This is a genomic window from Bacterioplanoides sp. (genome assembly GCF_965226395.1).
Lineage (GTDB): Bacteria > Pseudomonadota > Gammaproteobacteria > Pseudomonadales > Oceanobacteraceae > Bacterioplanoides.
In genome coordinates this window covers 3,745,987-3,763,249 of sequence record NZ_OZ245358.1, presented here as the reverse complement: position 1 = coordinate 3,763,249, position 17,263 = coordinate 3,745,987, and the positions used below count along the sequence as shown (strand labels likewise).

Genomic DNA, 17,263 nt, shown 5'->3' with positions numbered 1-17,263 from the left:
GGAGGGTATGTGAAGTTTTCTAAAGCCGCAGTTATTGGTGGCGGTAGTTTTGGCACAGTCGTCGCCAATATTTTAGCCGATAATCAGATTCAGACTTGTCAGTGGTTGCGCGACCCGGATATTGCTGAGTCAATCAATGTACAACATGCCAATCCCAAATACTTACCGGATACCGCACTGAACCCTGAGCTGTCCGCAACCACGGACCTGGAGCAGGCAATCATCGGGGCTGATGTGGTGTTTGTGTCAGTTCCCAGTCGTTCTGTGCGTGAGGTGGTCTCCACCTTTGCTCATAAGCTGACACCCAATCAGGCATTGGTCAGCACCACCAAGGGCATCGAGCCAGAGAAGTTCCTATTGATGAGTCAGGTGCTTGAAGAGCTGTGCCCGAACAACCCGGTTGGTGTACTGTCTGGCCCGAATCTGGCCAAAGAAATCGCACGCCGTGAACTGGCCGCTACTGTTATTGCCAGCAAAAACAGTGACTTGCGCCGTAACGTTCAGGAAGGTTTGAGTTGCTCTTATTTTCGGGTTTATGCCTCTGATGATCTGTTTGGGGTTGAACTCAGCGGTGCTCTGAAAAATATTTATGCCATCGTCTCTGGGTTTGTGGCGGCACTGGGTATGGGCGAAAACTCCCGCAGCATGATTATTACCCGCTCGTTGGCAGAAATGAGCCGCTTTGCCGTCGCCCTGGGTGCCAACCCATTGACCTTCCTGGGTCTGGCTGGAGTGGGTGATCTGGTGGTGACCTGCACCTCGCCTCTGAGTCGTAATTACCGTGTGGGTTATGCCATTGGTGAGGGGAAAACGCTCGATCAAGCGGTAGAATCTCTCGGCGAAGTGGCAGAAGGTGTTAATACCTTGCGTTATGTCAGGGCAAAAGCTGCTGAATTAGATATTTATATGCCTCTGGTGATGGGGGCTTATGAAGTCTTATTTAATGGTGCTGACCCGCGACGAGTGGCTCAGGGCTTAATGTCAGGAGATCATGCTTCTGATGTTGAATTTGCCTTACCAAAAAATAAAATCTGATCTTCTTATAATTTGACTCCGGAACTGACGAATGAGTGACCTGAAAGATAATGTGACATCCGATGCCTTTTGGCTGAAAACCCTGTACCTGATCGGCTTTTTTATTGTTTACCGGGTGCTTGACCTGGTGATTTTACTGCTTGGTGCGGTGCAATGGGGGTTTCGCCTGTTAACGGGTGAGGTTAATACTGAGCTAGCTGCTTTTGGTGGCTCTCTGGGTACCTATATTGGTGAGATTATTCACTATCTTTCCGGCGCTTCAGAAGAAAAGCCGTTCCCGTTTAAGGATTGGCCTGAAAAATAAGGCAACCAAGTGAAAATATGTATCGTTCGGCACGGCAGTGCTGAAACTGGCGCAGACGCTGATGAACTGCGCTCTTTAACTGAAAAGGGTTTTCAGCAGGCACAAGGTGCAGGGCGATGGATTCAGTCTCTGATTACAGAGCAGCAACTGGCTGATGACGTATTGATTTGTCACAGCCCCTACCTCAGAGCACAACAAACCGCAGACGCAGTGATTAATGCCACTGGCAAGCCAGGGCAGCAATGCGACCTGATTACGCCTCAGGGGGACGTCACGCAGATTCTCGATTGGCTGGTTGCTCAGGAGCGTGACATTGTGCTGGTATCACATTTGCCACTGGTAGGGCGCTTAGCAGCCAAGCTGGTTGAAGGGCAGGTGTTCGATCAGCCTTGGTCACCGGCAGAAGCCTGGTTACTGGAAGGTGATATTGCCGCATCCGGTTGCATGACAGTCACCGGCGTCTGGTATCCAGCGCTGGAAGAACTCTGATTGTTGATAGCTTAACCCTGACACTTTAACGGTACTTTTCGACCTGAGTGGCGACCTGGGTGTATTCGTCTTGGCAGCACTGAATTATTCGGGCTGCCCTTGATCTCTTGGGTTGGTGACGGTAGCGTTCATCTTTTTAAAATAATTAATAATAAAGATGACAGCACATATTACCGGTCACGATATCCTTCATTTCTCTCATGCCAATGGCTTTCCGGCAGGAAGTTACCGCGTTCTGACGGAGCGTTTATCCGCTCATTATGATGTCAGGACTATTGATCGTTTAGCGCATCAGCCAGACTATCCCGTTACGGATAACTGGCCATCTCTGGCGCACGAGTTGAAGCACTACTTTGAGCGGCATTACCATCAGCCGGTGATCGCGGTTGGTCATTCTCTCGGTGGGGTACTCAGTTATATGGTGGCGCAGCAGCGTCCGGATCTGGTTCGGGCGGTGGTCATGCTGGACTCTCCAATGCTGACGCCCATGCAAACCTTTGGTTTTCGTATCCTTAAGCGCCTGGGGATGAGTGATCGGGTGACACCTGCCGGGCGAACCGAAGGGCGACGTAGCCAGTGGTCGTCTCAGGAGGAAGCGCTGGCGTACTTTTCCGGAAAATCACTGATGAAACAGTTTGATCCGCGCTGCTTGAAAGACTATGTCAGCGCCGGGACTGAGCTGATTGATCCTGATCAGCCGGAAAAAGGCGTACAATTGCGCTTTGATCCGGAAATTGAAATGAAAATTTACCGCACCATTCCCCATAATGTTCGCAGCGATGTCCCGCTGGCGGTTCCTGCTGCTGTGATCGGCGGTAAAAGCAGCCAGGTATTTCTGCCGATGAATGGTGCAAGAATGCAGAGTAAAACCGGAATGAAAGTGAAGTGGTTGCCGGGTGGGCATATGTTCCCGCTGGAACACCCGGAAACAACTGCGGATCTGATCCATCAGTTATTAGCCGAGATGTTATAGATGCACGCAACGGATGTTTGTTTTCACACCCCGTTTGGAAAAGTAGCGGGGTTGTCCTGGCAGGATCCGCAACAAACGGATCAGCCAGTTATATTGGCATTACATGGCTGGCTGGATAATGCCGCTACCTTTAGTCAGCTGGCGCCGGTATTGAGTCAGAAATATCATGTGATTGCGATTGATTTACCCGGTCACGGACATTCTGACTGGCTGGCCGGAGGTGGTGATTATTACATCTGGGAGGCTGTCAGTTGGGTGGCTGAGGTCATTCGTCAGTTGGCGGGGCCGGTTCACTTGTTAGGGCACTCCATGGGAGCCGCTACCAGTATTATTTCGGCTTCCGCCTATCCGGATCTGGTTCGCTCCGTTGTATTGCTCGATGCTGCAGGCCCGCTATCAACCCCCGCTGATCAGGCGCCGGAACAACTGCGCAAGGGCATTGATGATGCCATTCGTCGTGCCAAAGCCGGTAGTCGCCTGAAAGTATATGGCAATACGGAGGCGGCATTGGCTGCCCGCATTCGACAAGATCCGTCATTATCGCCCGAGTGCATTGCTCCGGTAGTTGAACGTAACCTCGAAGCCGTTGCTGGTGGCGTCCAGTGGTGTACCGATCCACGTTTGCGTCATACCTCAAAATTACGCATGACCGAAGATCTGGTGCAATCCTTTATGGCGGCGGTTGAATGCCCGGTTCGTATCCTGAAAGCGGCCCAGACCTTTATTCCGGCGTCTTTTTTTGAGATGCGCTTAGGTTATCTTAAAACCGCTCAATTGCAGGAATTGCCTGGCCATCATCACTTTCATCTGGAGCCTGAAACGGCAACGGCCGTGGCAAACGACGTATTAGATTTTTATCAGGGGATTCATTGATGTTACCAAGGATAGTGTCGGTTGCCTGGTTTATTGCACTGTTGAGCAGCTTTGTTGTGTGTTTGTACCTTAGCTGGAATCTGTTGGCGAGCCAGAATTATGGCTATCGCTATTTTTATGACGTGTACGATGTTGGCGCTCATATTGAAAAATATGGTCCGCAAAACCGCCATATTCACGGCTTTGAAACCACTGAACGGGAACAGCATGAGCGGCTGTTCGCTGAAATAGTGGATGCTGTTCACCATCAGGGCGAAGGCTTGGCGGATATTCAGTTTTTACGCAACGGAGAAAAGGTCACACTGCTACGTGAAGCAGAAGTTATTCATTTACAGGATGTTGCCAATCTGATTGATGGCTTTCAGCTGCTGGGCCTGCTATCTACCCTGGTGATGCTGGGGTTCGGCGGCTGGTTGTTGATGGGCAGTACACAACCGGCCTGGAAGCATCAGTTATTGATCCTGTTAGGGCTGATTGCTGCGGCAACATTGGCGACACTGATCATTGGCCCGAAGGCCGTGTTTTATCAGTTTCACGTCTGGATGTTCCCGCCGGAGCACGAATGGTTCTTTTACTATCAGGATTCATTGATGACCACTCTGATGCATGCACCACAAATTTTTGGTGGTATTGCGGTGGCGATTCTTGTTGGTGCTTTACTGTTGTTTGCCGGGTTGCTGGGTTTAATTATCAGGCACCGTAAGCGCGATGGATTTGTGTAGCTGATCTGGTTGAATCAGCTACGTGTGGTTGTAAATCGGCGAGGTGGCAGGCCTGTTAAGTAGTTTTTCAAGAGCCTGCTAAAACGTTGGCGGACAAATAAATGTCATGCGCTCACCACTGGCCGGGTGGTTAAACGCCAGCTCCCGGGCGTGTAAACAAAGGCGGCCTTCCTGTTGTGCCCGTTCGCCTGCGTACAACGTATCACCAACAATTGCATGGCCAATCTGTTGCATATGAATGCGCAGCTGATGTGAACGGCCGGTTTTGGGGTAGAGCAGCACACGGGAGTAACTGTTCTTACAAGAGCTACCCTCAGCACTCTCATCAGAATCGATTTTATTCCAGCGAGTCAGGGCATAGCGGCCTTCAGTATGGCTGATTTTCTGTAATGGCCGATTGGGCCAGTCGACAATAATAGGCAGATTAATACAGCCCTGATTACCAGCAAGTTGGCCGTATAGCTTTGCTTCGTAAATCTTATGGGTGGTCTGCTTCTCAAATTGTTGCTGCACTGCCGTGAGTGCTGCCTTATGGCGGGCAAATACCAGAATTCCGGAGGTATCCATATCCAATCGGTGAATCACCAGAATGGTACCGAATTGTTGTTGCAGGCGGGTAACCGCAGAGTCTGGTTCATAACGGCCGGGAACGCTGAGCAGGCCGGACGGTTTATTAATCACAACAATGTCGTCATCGCTGTGAAGTACTTCAATATGGGTCATTGGTATCTGTTATTCAGGGGTTCTGTTATTAGTAGCTATGACTATTGAGCGTTTCTCTCAGGAGTCAGGGTACTGATGTTTCTTCAGCAGGCGTTGGTAATCACCATTATCTTTAAGACGGCGTAAACCAAGGTTAAAGGCGTTGACGAGGTCGTCGGCCTGAGTGCTGTTTTTGGCAATAGTCACATGCAGAGATCGGCTCGACAGTGTACCGGAGACTTGAGTCAGGTGGTCGGCAATGTGTTCTTTATCGTTCAGTTCCTGTTGCGCAATCCAGTGATCGACTAAGGCCAGATCCAGTTCTTTGCTGGCGACGTCGCGAAATAACTGAGAGCAATAGTTGCGGCTTTCAACCTGAAACAGCGGGCTGATTTGCTGAAATTCTTCACCGTAAGCGTAGTCTTCAAAAATACCCAGACGATAACTTCTGTTTTGCAGGTAGGCTTTGGCTTGAGCCGTTGACTCGAACTCAAACGGATCGTTGTCGCGTTTTACAAATACCAACTTGTTTTCGATATAAGCATCTGAAAACAGATTGTGCTCGCTGCGTTCTTCGGAATACCAGCTGGCAAGGGAGCCATCCAGTTCACCGCTATTGATGCCGTCACCAACCCGGTTCCATGGCATAAATTCAATGTTGACCTTATAGCCGGACTGGGCAAATGCAGCCGACACAATATCCGCTGCCAAACCATAATTTGGCAATGTTTTACCCAGATAAGGTCCCCATGAATGAGCGCCCAGACGAATTTCCGGAGCCTCATCTTTATATTCGCTGGCCAGCTTGGAAATAGTTTTTGCCAGTCCGTGCTGTTCGATGCTCTGGCCGACCTGATCGCGGAAGCTTTTAGTTAAACTGACGCCTTCAATAATGACATCAAACACCCGCCATTTTTCTTTATTCAGGTACAGCTTGTAGTCTACCCGAATGCTGGCTGCCCCCGGACGAATGATCTGACTTTTGACCAGCGCCTGATTGCCTTCGTCATTCAGGCGTGCAGGATCATAACGGATTTCTTCGCCGTTAAATGCCTTAAAGGCACCGGCATAAGTACGGATTACCTTATGTTTGAACGAAGCTGTAAAGCTCTTTTGTTGTGCTTTAGAAGCGCGCTTCCAGTGTTTTCCCAGAACCCGCTTGGCCATGCGGCGGTGATCAACAATGGGCAGGATAATCTCATCAATCAACTGCTCAAGATAATACTCCTGAGTCTGCACCCGCTCTTTGTCTGTGAGCAGTCGTTCGGTCATCTGAGTTGAGGTGTTTTCGACCAACTGACGAGGTGTGTCAGCAGCATGAGCGCTCAGAGCCAGTGTACAAACGAATACCAACCAGCTTTTCAGAAATACTGTCTTCATGCTTGCCTCTGTTATTTTCACTATGGCTGTATCGACTTTTTGTCAGACGATCATGGCACTATAGATAAGCGCCATGATCTTGCCAAGCGTACTGGTTCGCACAAATACGAAATCAGACAGATGCTTGCGGTAAATTACGAATTAACATCGCACGTTGCATGTCATGGCTCTTAGCTGCAGCAGGTATGGCCACTTTGACCACAAAGCCGGAGCCCGGTGCATCCTGGCGGGGTGTGTCGCCACTGTCGGTGAGGGCGTCTAAGGTGAAGGTTGTGTTGCCACTAACGGTCATTAGCTCCAGTGTGTCACCCACTTCAAAACGGTTTTTGACAACAATGGTCAGGTACTCACCGTCAGAATGCGTAACTTCGCCGACAAATTGCTGAGCCGTGCTCAGTGAGGTGCCGCGTTCGTAGTTCTGATATTCATCGTGCACATGGCGGCGGAAGAAACCTTCGGTGTAACCCCGGTTCGACATATGCTCCAGTGTGTCCATCAGGCCTTTGTCAAAGCGGTTGCCAGCAACGGCGTCGTCGATGGCTTTGCGATAAGCCTGAGCGGTGCGACCAACGTAATAATGTGATTTGGTACGGCCTTCAATTTTTAACGAATGAACGCCCAGCTCCACCAGCTTTTCAATATGCTGAATTGCACGCAGATCGCGAGAGTTCATGATGTAGGTGCCATGCTCGTCTTCGAACGCCGGCATGTATTCGTTGTCACGATTGCCTTCCTGCAGCAGGAAGATTTTATCCGTGGTACCACCTTCGCCCAGTGTTGATTCACCATCGGTGATGATTTGAGTGCTGGGCTGTGTATTGCTCTGCGCCGGATCAAACTCATTCACACCCGCGGGAATAATATCGCCACTGTCGGTTTCTTTGGCTTCATGGGCGTCGTATTTCCAGCGGCAGGCATTGGTGCAGGTACCCTGATTCGGATCGCGGTGGTTCATATACCCCGACAGTAAACAGCGACCGGAGTAGGCGATGCATAAGGCGCCGTGGACAAACACTTCAATTTCCATTTCCGGGCAGCGCTGACGGATTTCAGCAATTTCATCAATCGACAGCTCACGCGAGAGAATGATGCGGCTAACGCCCTGGCGTCGCCAGAATTCAACGGAAGCGTAGTTAACAACATTGGCTTGTACCGACAGGTGAATCACCTGATCTGGCCATTTGTCTTTTACCAGCATAATCAGGCCCGGATCTGACATGATCAGGGCATCCGGCTTCATGCCAATCACCGGCTCAATATCGCGCATGTAGGTGTCGACTTTGCTGTTGTGCGGCGCAATATTGCTGGCAACGTAAAACTGTTTGCCCAGAGAATGAGCATATTCGATGCCTTTGCTGAGATTCTCCAGCTGGAAGTCGTTATTGCGAACCCGCAGGCTGTAACGTGGCTGACCGGCATAAACGGCATCCGCGCCATAGGCAAAGGCATATTCCATGTTCTTGAATGTGCCTGCCGGTGAGAGCAGTTCAGGGGTAAATGCGGGTTTGGTAGTCACAGTGGTTTCGCCTTAACCTTACAAAAACGGCGGATTTTAAATTCCGCCGAGTGTAAGGTAAATGGCTATTTCAGGATTTAGCCGGGAATGTCAGTCATGGGCGGTGTTAAAGCCCGAATAAGCTGGTGTCACATTCTTTCAGGAAGTCGAAGTAATCCTTACTGAGCGGGGTTTGTTTCGCCTCACTCAGAATATCGGTTAACCCTTGCTGAATATCGGCTTTATACGCTTGTAACTCAGGTACGCTGTCGGTAAGTGATTCCATGGTGTGATAAATAGCGTCGATATCCTGAAGAATCAGCTCAACGTCGTTGCACTCCGGATCAAGAATGGATTCTGCGGCGCTGTACAAACAAGAGCAGGTCAGCTCTGCGATCTGATAAGCCAGCGCATCGTCCTGAGTCAGCTCTTCACGCCACTGGGCAAAAGCTTCGTGAAAACGCTCCAGATTCGGGAGTGATTTCAGCTCGCCGCGTAAATACGACAGCACCTTGTTGTTGAGTTTGGTAAAAGGAGAAAAGTCCTGTGTGTTGTGTTCACACCAAAGCTGGATATGGCCTTGGTTGATGTGAGCGAAAGCGGCACAGATGGCCGCTCGCTGGATTGGGTATTCAAAAGAAGGGGTCACTCGACCAGTTCTCCATTAGCTAAAAAGTGTTGGGTGCTGAACAGAGCCGGCAGCACCCAGGTGCTGTCCTCCGGCTTGGCGGCTTCCAGTCGTTCGATAAACTCATCCTGGTCCGTGAGGCGTAAGAACCGCTGAGGGCCGCTCAGGTCGTTAGCAAAAAAGTCTTCCCAATGACCCAGAATAAAATGTTTCGCCTGGGTGTTTTTAACAACCGATTCCGGGTAGTTATCGACCTGATGGAATGCCGCAGGGCACAGGATGGCAATATCAATGGCTTTATTGTCGCCCATGTCGGGCACTAATCCCAGCGGTTCCTGGCTGGCCGCATCCTGATAAAAGATCCGGTGGGCGACACTACTATCCGGGTTCAGGAAATCGATGATAAACGCCAGCGTCTGGCCTTCTTTCCAGCCAAAGCCGTGCCATGGCAACTCATCCAGATCTTCGTCATAGCTGCCACCCATAAACTTAAGCCCCATGATATGAGGCGCATGGTCGGCCTTGATCGGCATAATACGGACCTTACCGCTGCTGCTATAAACCCATTCGCCGGGTCTGCTGAGATCGCCCATCTTGTCATTTAAAGCGTGAATCCTTTCAGCAGCAATCGCCGGGGCCAATGTATGAGCGGTGGTATTAGAGCCATAAACATGCGCATTTGGAGCATGCTTTTGCATCACATAAGGGACATCCAGCAAATGATCGTAATGCGCATGACCAACCAGAACCATTTCCACCTTGCTGGCTTCTGGCATATAGGTATCAATTGCTTCTTTATCGGCTGACATCGGGAAAAAAGGCCCGGCAAACATAAAGTGAGGATTACTGAATGACGGGGCGGTCATAATCTGAGTGCCCTTATAAGACAATAAATGCCCGCCAACTCCCAAATATTGAATGGATAAATGATCATTATCCACTTGCTGCTGACTCTTTATTAATGATTGCCGTACGATTGGCTTCCGGTCCGAGCCACCATTTTCATATAAAGGCAGGTGGAGCTTGCTGGAGCAGGCGGCTAATAATCCAAGGCTTGAAATCAGTATGGTGCGTAAGAATGTTGTTTTTGTCATGGTTTGTTCTTTTTATTGTATAAGTCGGGCGTGAGTGAGAAAAAATTATTTTTTATTAGATTGGCGATTCTAGCGCTATTGTTTGCGCTCGGGAAAGCCTTTTGAATAAATATAACTGCCTGTTTTAAAACACATTGTCAGCCGCTGCGATATTGAGGTGAATAGCCCGGGTATTTTATATTCAGCCAGTATCTGGTTGATCAAATACGACCTGGTTCTCATAAAGCATTATTAATGCTTGGAAAAAAGTCGTTATATCGGCTATCGTCAGATTTATTACCAGCTTTGGGTGTATCTGATATGAAGATAACCTTAAATAATGAAGAGCAAGCTTTGTATAGCGGCGCTATTAGTGATTTATCACCGCTTGGCTTTTCTATTGAAGTCGGACTGGATGGCAGTGATTGTTTTCGCGATGATACCGGTCGTTTTATTTGTTTTGATATGGAACTGGATTTCTTTCCGGATAGCGCCAGTGAACCGGTATATGGTCAGGCCATGGTGAAATCGGTACGACGGATATCCCAACAGCAATGCGGTTTAACCATTCGTTTTATGAATCTGGAGCAGGGTGCTTATCGTCGTATTGCCGAATATTTATCGACTCCGGTAATCGCCTCTGAACAACGCCACTATCCTCAACAATTAGCCGGCTAAAACCTCCATCTATCCGACGTTATGCATACGATGTTATGTATGCGCGTTATGAATAGGTATAAGCCCTGATGCTGGGCAATATCGGCGCCTCTGAAATCTTATTGTCGCTGCGATTCAGACGACTCCTTCCTTGTGGCGCTTGTAACTCAATCTGATTGTAATCTGGCAATAAATGCTCTTTCCCTTCTGGCACAAACAGCGGCAGTGATACGTTCATGGCTTTGCGCTTAGTTGTTTGTTCCTTATTTTCATCCTGAGGGCTGAACACCAGATTGGCGCGCACAACCGGAGCTAATGTTTGCACTTGTGCCAGCTGAGTGTCTGCTGTTAGCTGTGCCAGGGTCTGAAGCTGGCTTTGAATGTGGGTTTTATGCTCACCCAGTGCCACTAATAAATCCTGAGCTTGCTGGTGGCTGATTTTCTTAATCGAGCGGCCATGGTTGTACCAACTGAACCCAATCTTCTTGACCGGTTTGTCTAATAGCGGAATATGGCGATAACACTGCTTCAGATGAACCCGGCCCAGGCCGCTGAGTCGCAGTTGTTCGCGTAAGGTTTGGCCATAAGTGCTCAGCTGTTCGTGTTGCTGCTGCCAGTCATCCCGGGACAGGCTTTGCTTGGCCCGATTGACTGCGGCTCTGAACGACTCTTTTTGTTGATTGATACGCTGAATTAGCTCCGCGGTTTGTTGATCAGCAACAATGATGCCGTGGCGGGAGCGGGTTTCACGCCCATCCTGATTGCCCTGATACCAGAGATCGCTCAGCAGGGTGCAGGCATGCTGCAACGCATCGTCGGCAATTACCTTTTCTTCGCCGGTAATCGGATAATAATGCGATGGGCGTTGCTGCAGAAGATGCTGGTGAAGTTGGGATAATAATTCGGTTAGCGCTGAAAATTGCTCGGCAATATCAGAGATGATCATGGGTCGTTTTTCTTTTGTGCTTTGACAATCGCTTTGGCGCGCATAAATTCACTGTGTGGAATATAGAGTAAGTCTGCAATTCGGCGGATCATATGCTCTTCGTATTTATCCAGCCCATCCGATTCGTAGGCTACTTTCCATAAGTTGCACAGCAGCTGGAATTTTTCATCCGGGTTGCACTTGTCGTGAATAACCCGGGTGAATTGTTGCAAATCGTTAGCTGCCTGAGCTGTGTTCAGCGCTTCATCGACTAAGGAGGAAGCTTCTTCCGAAGTGAGTTTAAGGCTGTGTTGCAGAGCGGTTTTCATTGCCGCTTTTTCAGCATCATCGACCTGGTGGTCGGCACGTACAATTTCGGCCAGTAATACCGCGGTTGCTAACGCCAGCGTATGCGGCTGGCGTTCTGGTGATGGTTGTTCAAATAAGGCAAAAAGTTGTTTCAGCATAACCGGGTGCTACACGTTCTGTTGAATCATATCTTCCAGCGTTTGCTGGTCAGCTGCAAAGCGGCGTATGCCATCGGCCAGCTTTTCTGCGGCCATCACATCCTGATTCATCGCCCAGCGGAAATCCGCTTCGCTCAGCGATAACTTCTCAATGCTGGTGTCGGCATGTTCGACTGAGAGTTTGCGGCTCAGTGGGCTGGCATCCTGTTGCAGTTGAGACAACAGATCCGGGCTGATGGTGAGCTTGTCGCAGCCTGCCAGCTGTTCAATTTCTCCGGTATTGCGGAAGCTGGCACCCATCACAACCGTGCTGTAACCATGTTGCTTATAGTAGTTATAAATCTGGGTTACCGATTGCACGCCCGGGTCGCGTGGGCCGCTGTAGTCTTCATCGGGTTGGCTGGCTTTATACCAGTCGAGTATTCGGCCAACAAAAGGAGAGATCAGGGTGACACCGGCTTCGGCACAAGCGACGGCCTGGCTGAAGTTAAACAACAAGGTCAGATTGCAGTGAATACCTTCTGACTCCAGCGCTTTGGCGGCCTGAATACCTTCCCAGGTGGCGGCAATTTTGATCAATACGCGATCTTTATCAATGCCGGCATCGTGATACATCTGAATCAGTTTGCGGGCTTTGGCAATGGTTGCCTCACGATCAAAGGACAAGCGAGCATCGACCTCGGTGGAAATTAACCCCGGGATGATTTGCAGAATCTCACAACCAATCGCCACCGCCAGCTTATCGCAGGCATTGCTCAGCAAGGATTCTGAATTCTTACATTGTTTGGCCCAGCTGATTGCATCGGCAATCAGTGGCTGGTAGGCATCAAGTTGTGCGGCTTTCAGAATCAGAGAAGGATTGGTGGTGGCATCAGCCGGTTGATGTTGACGAATGGCTTCGATATCGCCAGTGTCGGCAACAACAACCGTCATGTCTTTCAGGGCGTCCAGCTTATTCATGTCTTTTCCTGAGTGCAGGTTATGCAATAACTAAATTATCGTTAGACTCGCTTAACATGCGATTCAGGTCAATGCAGAATCGAATCTGTTTGGCTAAAAAGTCTAATTCTCAGAATAACTTGGAGACGAAATATGAAGCTGATTACTATCCTCGCAGCTATGTTGCTGAGCTTTTCGGCATGGGCATCTGAACCGGTCTGGATTGATGTTCGCAGCGCTGGTGAGTTTGCTGGCGAGCATCTGGAGGGTGCTCATAATATTCCGCATACGCAAATCTCAGTGGATATTGCTGCGCTTAATATTAATAAAGATGCCGAGATTTTACTGTACTGCCGCTCGGGCCGTCGTGCTGGTGTCGCTTTGCAAGCGCTGCAGGAATTAGGCTACACCAATGTGAAGAATGTAGGTGGTTTAGAGGATGCTCAGTCTTACTCAGTGAAAGAATAAGACTGAACACATGGGCTGCTGAATTCGGCAGCCCATAAGGCTTTGCTCAGGCTTCGACCAAGGATAAAGCCTGTTCCATCACCTCAATGCCCGATTCCTTTTTAAAGGCATTTTCACTCAGGTGGCGGCGGAATTGTCGGGCACCTTTCATACCGTTAAACAACCCCAGCATATGACGGCTGATATAGTGCAGCGTTGCGCCCTTGCTCAGCTCACTTTCGATATAGGGGTAAAAGTCGCGGACGGCCTGAATCCGCTGCGCTAACGAATCTGCATCGCTGTCGCTGCCGTCTTTGCTGCTGTCGGCATCAAAATACAGGGCATCCGCCTGCATCAGAATCCCCGGGTTATGGTAAGCCTCCCGACCCAGCATTACGCCGTCAACCTGACTCAGGTGTTCGGAACATTCGGCGTGCGTTTTAATACCGCCGTTAATAATGATTTCCAGCTCAGGAAATTCCTGCTTCAGGCGATACACCAACGGGTATTGCAGCGGCGGAATATCGCGATTTTCTTTGGGAGACAAGCCCTGAAGAATGGCTTTACGGGCATGTACGGTGAAACTCTTGCAGCCGGTTTTAGCCACCGTCGCGACAAAATCACGCATATGCTCATAGCTGTCGATATCATCAATGCCAATGCGATGCTTGATGGTGACTTCAATATTGCAGGCATCCTGCATCGCTTTAATACAATCGGCCACTAATTGTGGGTGTGCCATCAGGCAGGCGCCAATCATATTATTTTGCACCCGATCACTGGGACAGCCGACATTCAGGTTGACTTCATCGTAGCCCCACTGTTCAGCAAACTGGGCACACTGGGCCAGCTCTTCCGGGTTGGAGCCACCCAGCTGCAAGGCAACAGGATGTTCGATATCGTTGTATTGTAAAAAACGTTCGCGGTTGCCATGAATCAAAGCACCGGTGGTGACCATTTCGGTGTACAGCAAGGTGTTTTTGCTGAGCTGGCGCCAGAACGCCCGGCAATGGCGATCACTCCAATCCATCATTGGAGCGGTAGAAAAAGAGCGGTTAATTGCTTTCATCGCTTGATGTCACCACTCAGCAGCTCATCACATGCTTTCAGATAGCGGCCGCGACTCACTAATAACTGCCAGCGTTTACCACCAACCTGACGCCATAACATGGCTGCACGAATGCCGGCCAGCAGCAGGGTACGCACGCGATTGGCAGTGTGATTGGTCTGCAGGTAGGTCGGATTGCCGGTCACCCGAATGCGGAAACTCAGATTGCTCAGTGTTTGCTTGTACAGCCCGGCCAGTGAGGCAATGGTGTTTTCATGAGCAATACCGAAGTGATGCGCCTGACGCTCTGCATCCTGAATACCCTGACCTAAGGCGTTGAGCATATCCGGTGCTTTGCTGAGCTTTTTCTCCAGATGAAGCAGGCTAAGGGCATAGCGGGTAATGTCCGGGTTGATGCCTTGTGGCTCTTTGCCGGCAATTGCCTTGAGTTGCTTAAGGCCGATGGTTAGGCGGGTGCTGGCATCGCCGTAGATATCGCCAAAGTATTTTGGATTCTGGCTAAACAGGCTTTCTATCAGCGGCAGGGATGTTTCTTCCGGAACATCGCCACTGCGGGCCAGTTGCTCAACCAGAGTGGCAACCTGAAATACAGCCGCCAGCGCAATGGCTTGTTCGTGGTTTTTATGCAGTAGCGTTGGTTGTTCAGGGGTCATGCCTGGCTCCCCTTATTGTGGCTTTCGTCCAGATTGTTGTTGTCGCTCTCGGCGTTGTCGCTATGGTCGCCTGTGTGCTCGATAACTCCGCCACCTAAGCAGATTTCACCGGTATACAACACCAGAGACTGGCCGGGAGTGACGGCTCGTTGTGGCTGGTCAAACTCTACCCGATAACCTTCGGCCGTTTTATGAATAACACAATCCTGATCGGCTTGGCGGTAACGTACCTTGGCTTTACAGCGCAGCGGCAGTTCCGGCTCATTATTGACCCAATAAATCTCGGATGTCGTCAGCCAGTCTTTAAACAAGCGAGGGTGGTTTTTGCCCTGCACGGCTATCAGGATATTGCGCTCAAGATCTTTATCAGCAACAAACCAGGGGTCTTCAGAGAAGCCATTTAAACCACCAATACCAAGGCCCTGACGTTGTCCTAAGGTGTGATACATCAAACCCTGGTGTTCACCAATATCAACACCGTCTGCTGTTTCGATACGGCCGGGCTGAGCAGGGAGGTATTGCTGCAGAAAATCCTTAAAACGACGTTCGCCAATAAAACAAATGCCGGTGGAGTCTTTTTTGTTATGAGTAACCAGATTGTTTTCTTCCGCAATGCGGCGAACTTCCGGCTTTTCTAATTCACCAACCGGAAACAGAGTTTTCGCAATTTCACTGCCAGCAACAGCGTGCAGGAAGTAACTTTGATCTTTGTTGTTATCTAGACCTTTTAACAGCTGGGTTTCCGTCTCGGTATCGCCACGGCGGACATAGTGACCGGTGGCAATCAGATCGGCGCCAAGCACCTGAGCGTACTCCAGAAAGGCTTTAAATTTGATCTCACGGTTACAGAGAATGTCCGGGTTCGGAGTGCGGCCAGCTTTGTATTCTTCAAGGAAATGTTCAAAGACATTGTCCCAGTATTCGGCGGCAAAATTAGCCTGGTGCAGTTTGATACCAAGGGTGTCGCACACCTGTTGTGCATCGGCCAGGTCTTCTTTGGCCGTGCAGTATTCTGTGCCATCGTCTTCATCCCAGTTTTTCATAAACAGGCCTTCGACCTGATAGCCCTGCTGTAGCAGCAGATAGGCTGAAACGGATGAATCGACACCGCCGGACATGCCAACGATGACTTTGGTTTGGGCTGGGTTAAGGTCAGCTAACTGGGTCATATCGTTTGGGTACTTGTGTTTGCGTTATTAAGGGTGTTCAGTAATCAGGTCTAACGGGAATTGTTTGCCAGACAAATAGTCTTCAATGCAGGTTAGCACCATTTGGGATCTGAGATTGGGGCTGTTACGTAACTCTTCAATGGTCATCCAGCGTGGGCCGATGATGCCATCATCGAGAGTGGCATCTTTTACTTCTTCTATGGCTTTCGCGGCAAAACAGTAGCGGTGATAAGTCACACCATTGCTGGGAGCGGTATAGGTATACAGACCAATCAGTTGTTGAGGTTCTGCTGTCCAGCCGGTTTCTTCAAGTGTTTCACGGCGGGCGGCTTCGAGGATGGTTTCGCCTTGTTCAATATGGCCTGCTGGCTGATTGATCACCCGTTGACCGCCGCTGATTTCTTCTACCATCAAAAATTGGCCATCTTTCTCTATAACGGTGGCAACCGTTGCGTGTGGCGTCCAGCGGTCATTCATAAGTAAAGCGTGCCTGTCTGCAAGGGTGAGTACAAAGGATAAATGCAAAAGGGGCGCAGTCTACCTAAGTGATTTATCTGGCTCAAATCCAATCAGCGTTTTGGTTTCCTGTTTGCCGATGGTTTTGTGTGATGGTCTTTTCGCTGGCTGTTTTTGGGGTGTTGTCTTTTTTGATGTTGTTTTTTCTGGGATTGCCCTTTTTCAGAGGGTGCTGGCATATGGATATTGAGCGCTTTGCTTTCTCCGGGTGCCAGTGTCTTAACCGACCAGTTGCCGATTGCTGCACGAATCAGGCGCAGGGTAGGGTAGCCGATATGAGCGGTCATGCGTCGCACCTGACGATTGCGGCCTTCGCTGATTTTTATTTCCAGCCAACTGGTGATGTCATTGTTGCGCTGACGGATCGGTGGGTTGCGTGGCCAGACATCTGGTGCATTAATCAGACTGACCTTGGCGGGCCGGGTTGGGCCATCTTTAAGAACAACACCTTTGCGCAGCGCTTCCAGATCAGAATCCTGCGGCTTTCCTTCTACCTGCACCCAGTACGTTTTTTCCATCTTGTATTTGGGGTTGGCGATCTGAGCCTGTAATTGGCCATTATCCGTGAGTAGCAATAAGCCTTCGGAGTCGTAATCCAGTCGCCCGGCAGGATAAACATCGGTACGAGAAATGTGCTGCTTAAGCGTGCAGCGTCCTTCAGAGTCGCTAAACTGGGATAACACATTGAAGGGTTTGTTGAGAAGAATGAGTGTTGCCATAAGAATTTTGTAAGAAAACTACCTTATT

General features: G+C 49.7%; 21 protein-coding genes. 8 read left to right on the top strand and 13 right to left on the bottom strand.

All coding sequences use genetic code 11. The features are described from left to right. The first annotated feature begins 9 nt into the window (after positions 1–9). The 6 genes from ACO05E_RS17300 (at position 10) to ACO05E_RS17275 (ending at position 4,396) form a co-directional block, all read left to right on the top strand. Positions 10–1,035, top strand: coding sequence for an NAD(P)H-dependent glycerol-3-phosphate dehydrogenase (locus tag ACO05E_RS17300; RefSeq protein ID WP_419810736.1), 1,026 nt, complete (start codon positions 10–12; stop codon positions 1,033–1,035). A gap of 31 nt (positions 1,036–1,066) precedes the next feature. Continuing rightward, positions 1,067–1,339, top strand: a complete 273-nt coding sequence (locus tag ACO05E_RS17295; protein ID WP_419810735.1) for a DUF4389 domain-containing protein — start codon at positions 1,067–1,069, stop codon at positions 1,337–1,339. Positions 1,340–1,348: 9 nt separating this feature from the next. Then, on the top strand, positions 1,349–1,828 hold the full coding sequence (gene sixA, locus ACO05E_RS17290; protein WP_419810734.1) for a phosphohistidine phosphatase SixA: 480 nt from the start codon (positions 1,349–1,351) through the stop codon (positions 1,826–1,828). A 157-nt stretch (positions 1,829–1,985) separates the two neighbouring features. Then, positions 1,986–2,801 (top strand): alpha/beta fold hydrolase, encoded by an 816-nt coding sequence (locus tag ACO05E_RS17285; RefSeq protein ID WP_419810733.1) that lies wholly within the window; start codon positions 1,986–1,988, stop codon positions 2,799–2,801. After that, positions 2,802–3,674 (top strand): alpha/beta fold hydrolase, encoded by an 873-nt coding sequence (locus ACO05E_RS17280; RefSeq protein WP_419810732.1) that lies wholly within the window; start codon positions 2,802–2,804, stop codon positions 3,672–3,674. It begins immediately after the preceding gene. Then, the gene (locus ACO05E_RS17275; protein ID WP_419810731.1) at positions 3,674–4,396 is read left to right on the top strand and encodes a DUF1461 domain-containing protein; all 723 of its coding nucleotides are present in this window, start codon (positions 3,674–3,676) and stop codon (positions 4,394–4,396) included. The genes ACO05E_RS17280 and ACO05E_RS17275 overlap by 1 nt, the downstream gene beginning before the upstream one ends. A 78-nt stretch (positions 4,397–4,474) precedes the next feature. Here ACO05E_RS17275 and ACO05E_RS17270 read toward each other — a convergent pair whose 3' ends face one another. The 5 genes from ACO05E_RS17270 to ACO05E_RS17250 all read right to left on the bottom strand — a co-directional run bounded on the left by ACO05E_RS17270 (position 4,475) and on the right by ACO05E_RS17250 (position 9,695). Further along, positions 4,475–5,119, bottom strand: a complete 645-nt coding sequence (locus tag ACO05E_RS17270) for an RluA family pseudouridine synthase (protein ID WP_419810730.1) — start codon at positions 5,117–5,119, stop codon at positions 4,475–4,477. Between the two features lie 57 nt (positions 5,120–5,176). Beyond that, on the bottom strand, positions 5,177–6,478 hold the full coding sequence (locus ACO05E_RS17265) for an ABC transporter substrate-binding protein (protein WP_419810729.1): 1,302 nt from the start codon (positions 6,476–6,478) through the stop codon (positions 5,177–5,179). Positions 6,479–6,590: 112 nt separating this feature from the next. Then, complete coding sequence (gene yegQ, locus ACO05E_RS17260; protein WP_419813635.1) at positions 6,591–7,934, bottom strand: tRNA 5-hydroxyuridine modification protein YegQ; 1,344 nt, start codon at positions 7,932–7,934, stop codon at positions 6,591–6,593. A gap of 166 nt (positions 7,935–8,100) precedes the next feature. Continuing rightward, positions 8,101–8,622: a hypothetical protein gene (locus ACO05E_RS17255; protein WP_419810728.1), complete on the bottom strand. Its 522-nt coding sequence runs from the start codon at positions 8,620–8,622 to the stop codon at positions 8,101–8,103. Beyond that, the gene (locus ACO05E_RS17250; protein ID WP_419810727.1) at positions 8,619–9,695 is read right to left on the bottom strand and encodes an MBL fold metallo-hydrolase; all 1,077 of its coding nucleotides are present in this window, start codon (positions 9,693–9,695) and stop codon (positions 8,619–8,621) included. The genes ACO05E_RS17255 and ACO05E_RS17250 overlap by 4 nt, the downstream gene beginning before the upstream one ends. Before the next feature lie 300 nt (positions 9,696–9,995). Here ACO05E_RS17250 and ACO05E_RS17245 point away from each other — a divergent pair, with 300 nt between their 5' ends. Continuing rightward, positions 9,996–10,352 carry a hypothetical protein gene (locus tag ACO05E_RS17245; RefSeq protein ID WP_419810726.1) on the top strand — a complete coding sequence of 119 codons (357 nt, stop codon included), beginning with the start codon at positions 9,996–9,998 and terminating at the stop codon, positions 10,350–10,352. A gap of 46 nt (positions 10,353–10,398) precedes the next feature. Here ACO05E_RS17245 and ACO05E_RS17240 read toward each other — a convergent pair whose 3' ends face one another. The 3 genes from ACO05E_RS17240 to tal are packed head-to-tail and all read right to left on the bottom strand — an operon-like array spanning position 10,399 to position 12,683. Continuing rightward, positions 10,399–11,277 (bottom strand): DNA replication terminus site-binding protein, encoded by an 879-nt coding sequence (locus tag ACO05E_RS17240; RefSeq protein ID WP_419810725.1) that lies wholly within the window; start codon positions 11,275–11,277, stop codon positions 10,399–10,401. Further along, the gene (locus ACO05E_RS17235; protein ID WP_419810724.1) at positions 11,274–11,723 is read right to left on the bottom strand and encodes a TerB family tellurite resistance protein; all 450 of its coding nucleotides are present in this window, start codon (positions 11,721–11,723) and stop codon (positions 11,274–11,276) included. Before ACO05E_RS17235 ends, ACO05E_RS17240 begins: the two co-directional genes overlap by 4 nt. A gap of 9 nt (positions 11,724–11,732) precedes the next feature. Continuing rightward, on the bottom strand, positions 11,733–12,683 hold the full coding sequence (tal, locus tag ACO05E_RS17230) for a transaldolase (RefSeq protein ID WP_419810723.1): 951 nt from the start codon (positions 12,681–12,683) through the stop codon (positions 11,733–11,735). Between the two features lie 132 nt (positions 12,684–12,815). Between tal and ACO05E_RS17225 the strand changes: the two genes are divergently transcribed. Then, entirely contained in the window at positions 12,816–13,130 is a 315-nt protein-coding gene (locus ACO05E_RS17225) for a rhodanese-like domain-containing protein (RefSeq protein WP_419810722.1), read from the top strand. 46 nt (positions 13,131–13,176) lie between these two features. Here the strand turns inward: ACO05E_RS17225 and dusA are convergent, their stop codons facing one another. The 5 genes from dusA to ACO05E_RS17200 all read right to left on the bottom strand — a co-directional run bounded on the left by dusA (position 13,177) and on the right by ACO05E_RS17200 (position 17,235). Beyond that, the gene (gene dusA / locus ACO05E_RS17220; RefSeq protein ID WP_419810721.1) at positions 13,177–14,178 is read right to left on the bottom strand and encodes a tRNA dihydrouridine(20/20a) synthase DusA; all 1,002 of its coding nucleotides are present in this window, start codon (positions 14,176–14,178) and stop codon (positions 13,177–13,179) included. Next, positions 14,175–14,831, bottom strand: coding sequence for a high frequency lysogenization protein HflD (gene hflD, locus ACO05E_RS17215; protein WP_419810720.1), 657 nt, complete (start codon positions 14,829–14,831; stop codon positions 14,175–14,177). Before hflD ends, dusA begins: the two co-directional genes overlap by 4 nt. Next, the gene (gene mnmA / locus ACO05E_RS17210; protein ID WP_419810719.1) at positions 14,828–16,000 is read right to left on the bottom strand and encodes a tRNA 2-thiouridine(34) synthase MnmA; all 1,173 of its coding nucleotides are present in this window, start codon (positions 15,998–16,000) and stop codon (positions 14,828–14,830) included. The genes hflD and mnmA overlap by 4 nt, the downstream gene beginning before the upstream one ends. Before the next feature lie 27 nt (positions 16,001–16,027). Beyond that, positions 16,028–16,477 carry an NUDIX hydrolase gene (locus tag ACO05E_RS17205; RefSeq protein WP_419810718.1) on the bottom strand — a complete coding sequence of 150 codons (450 nt, stop codon included), beginning with the start codon at positions 16,475–16,477 and terminating at the stop codon, positions 16,028–16,030. Positions 16,478–16,569: 92 nt separating this feature from the next. After that, positions 16,570–17,235, bottom strand: a complete 666-nt coding sequence (locus ACO05E_RS17200) for a pseudouridine synthase (RefSeq protein WP_419810717.1) — start codon at positions 17,233–17,235, stop codon at positions 16,570–16,572. Positions 17,236–17,263 lie beyond the last annotated feature (28 nt).

What these genes read in the sequence shown, in the direction of transcription:
- ACO05E_RS17200 (WP_419810717.1), bottom strand. Translation starts at nt 17,235, where the DNA reads ATGGCAACACTCATTCTTCTCAACAAACCCTTCAATGTGTTATCCCAG.
- yegQ (WP_419813635.1), bottom strand. Translation starts at nt 7,934, where the DNA reads ATGGAATATGCCTTTGCCTATGGCGCGGATGCCGTTTATGCCGGTCAG.
- ACO05E_RS17240 (WP_419810725.1), bottom strand. Translation starts at nt 11,277, where the DNA reads ATGATCATCTCTGATATTGCCGAGCAATTTTCAGCGCTAACCGAATTA.
- ACO05E_RS17295 (WP_419810735.1), top strand. Translation starts at nt 1,067, where the DNA reads ATGAGTGACCTGAAAGATAATGTGACATCCGATGCCTTTTGGCTGAAA.
- dusA (WP_419810721.1), bottom strand. Translation starts at nt 14,178, where the DNA reads ATGAAAGCAATTAACCGCTCTTTTTCTACCGCTCCAATGATGGATTGG.
- ACO05E_RS17280 (WP_419810732.1), top strand. Translation starts at nt 2,802, where the DNA reads ATGCACGCAACGGATGTTTGTTTTCACACCCCGTTTGGAAAAGTAGCG.
- ACO05E_RS17270 (WP_419810730.1), bottom strand. Translation starts at nt 5,119, where the DNA reads ATGACCCATATTGAAGTACTTCACAGCGATGACGACATTGTTGTGATT.
- ACO05E_RS17225 (WP_419810722.1), top strand. Translation starts at nt 12,816, where the DNA reads ATGAAGCTGATTACTATCCTCGCAGCTATGTTGCTGAGCTTTTCGGCA.
- hflD (WP_419810720.1), bottom strand. Translation starts at nt 14,831, where the DNA reads ATGACCCCTGAACAACCAACGCTACTGCATAAAAACCACGAACAAGCC.
- ACO05E_RS17235 (WP_419810724.1), bottom strand. Translation starts at nt 11,723, where the DNA reads ATGCTGAAACAACTTTTTGCCTTATTTGAACAACCATCACCAGAACGC.
- mnmA (WP_419810719.1), bottom strand. Translation starts at nt 16,000, where the DNA reads ATGACCCAGTTAGCTGACCTTAACCCAGCCCAAACCAAAGTCATCGTT.
- ACO05E_RS17275 (WP_419810731.1), top strand. Translation starts at nt 3,674, where the DNA reads ATGTTACCAAGGATAGTGTCGGTTGCCTGGTTTATTGCACTGTTGAGC.
- ACO05E_RS17265 (WP_419810729.1), bottom strand. Translation starts at nt 6,478, where the DNA reads ATGAAGACAGTATTTCTGAAAAGCTGGTTGGTATTCGTTTGTACACTG.
- tal (WP_419810723.1), bottom strand. Translation starts at nt 12,683, where the DNA reads ATGAATAAGCTGGACGCCCTGAAAGACATGACGGTTGTTGTTGCCGAC.
- ACO05E_RS17250 (WP_419810727.1), bottom strand. Translation starts at nt 9,695, where the DNA reads ATGACAAAAACAACATTCTTACGCACCATACTGATTTCAAGCCTTGGA.
- ACO05E_RS17245 (WP_419810726.1), top strand. Translation starts at nt 9,996, where the DNA reads ATGAAGATAACCTTAAATAATGAAGAGCAAGCTTTGTATAGCGGCGCT.
- ACO05E_RS17285 (WP_419810733.1), top strand. Translation starts at nt 1,986, where the DNA reads ATGACAGCACATATTACCGGTCACGATATCCTTCATTTCTCTCATGCC.
- ACO05E_RS17205 (WP_419810718.1), bottom strand. Translation starts at nt 16,477, where the DNA reads ATGAATGACCGCTGGACGCCACACGCAACGGTTGCCACCGTTATAGAG.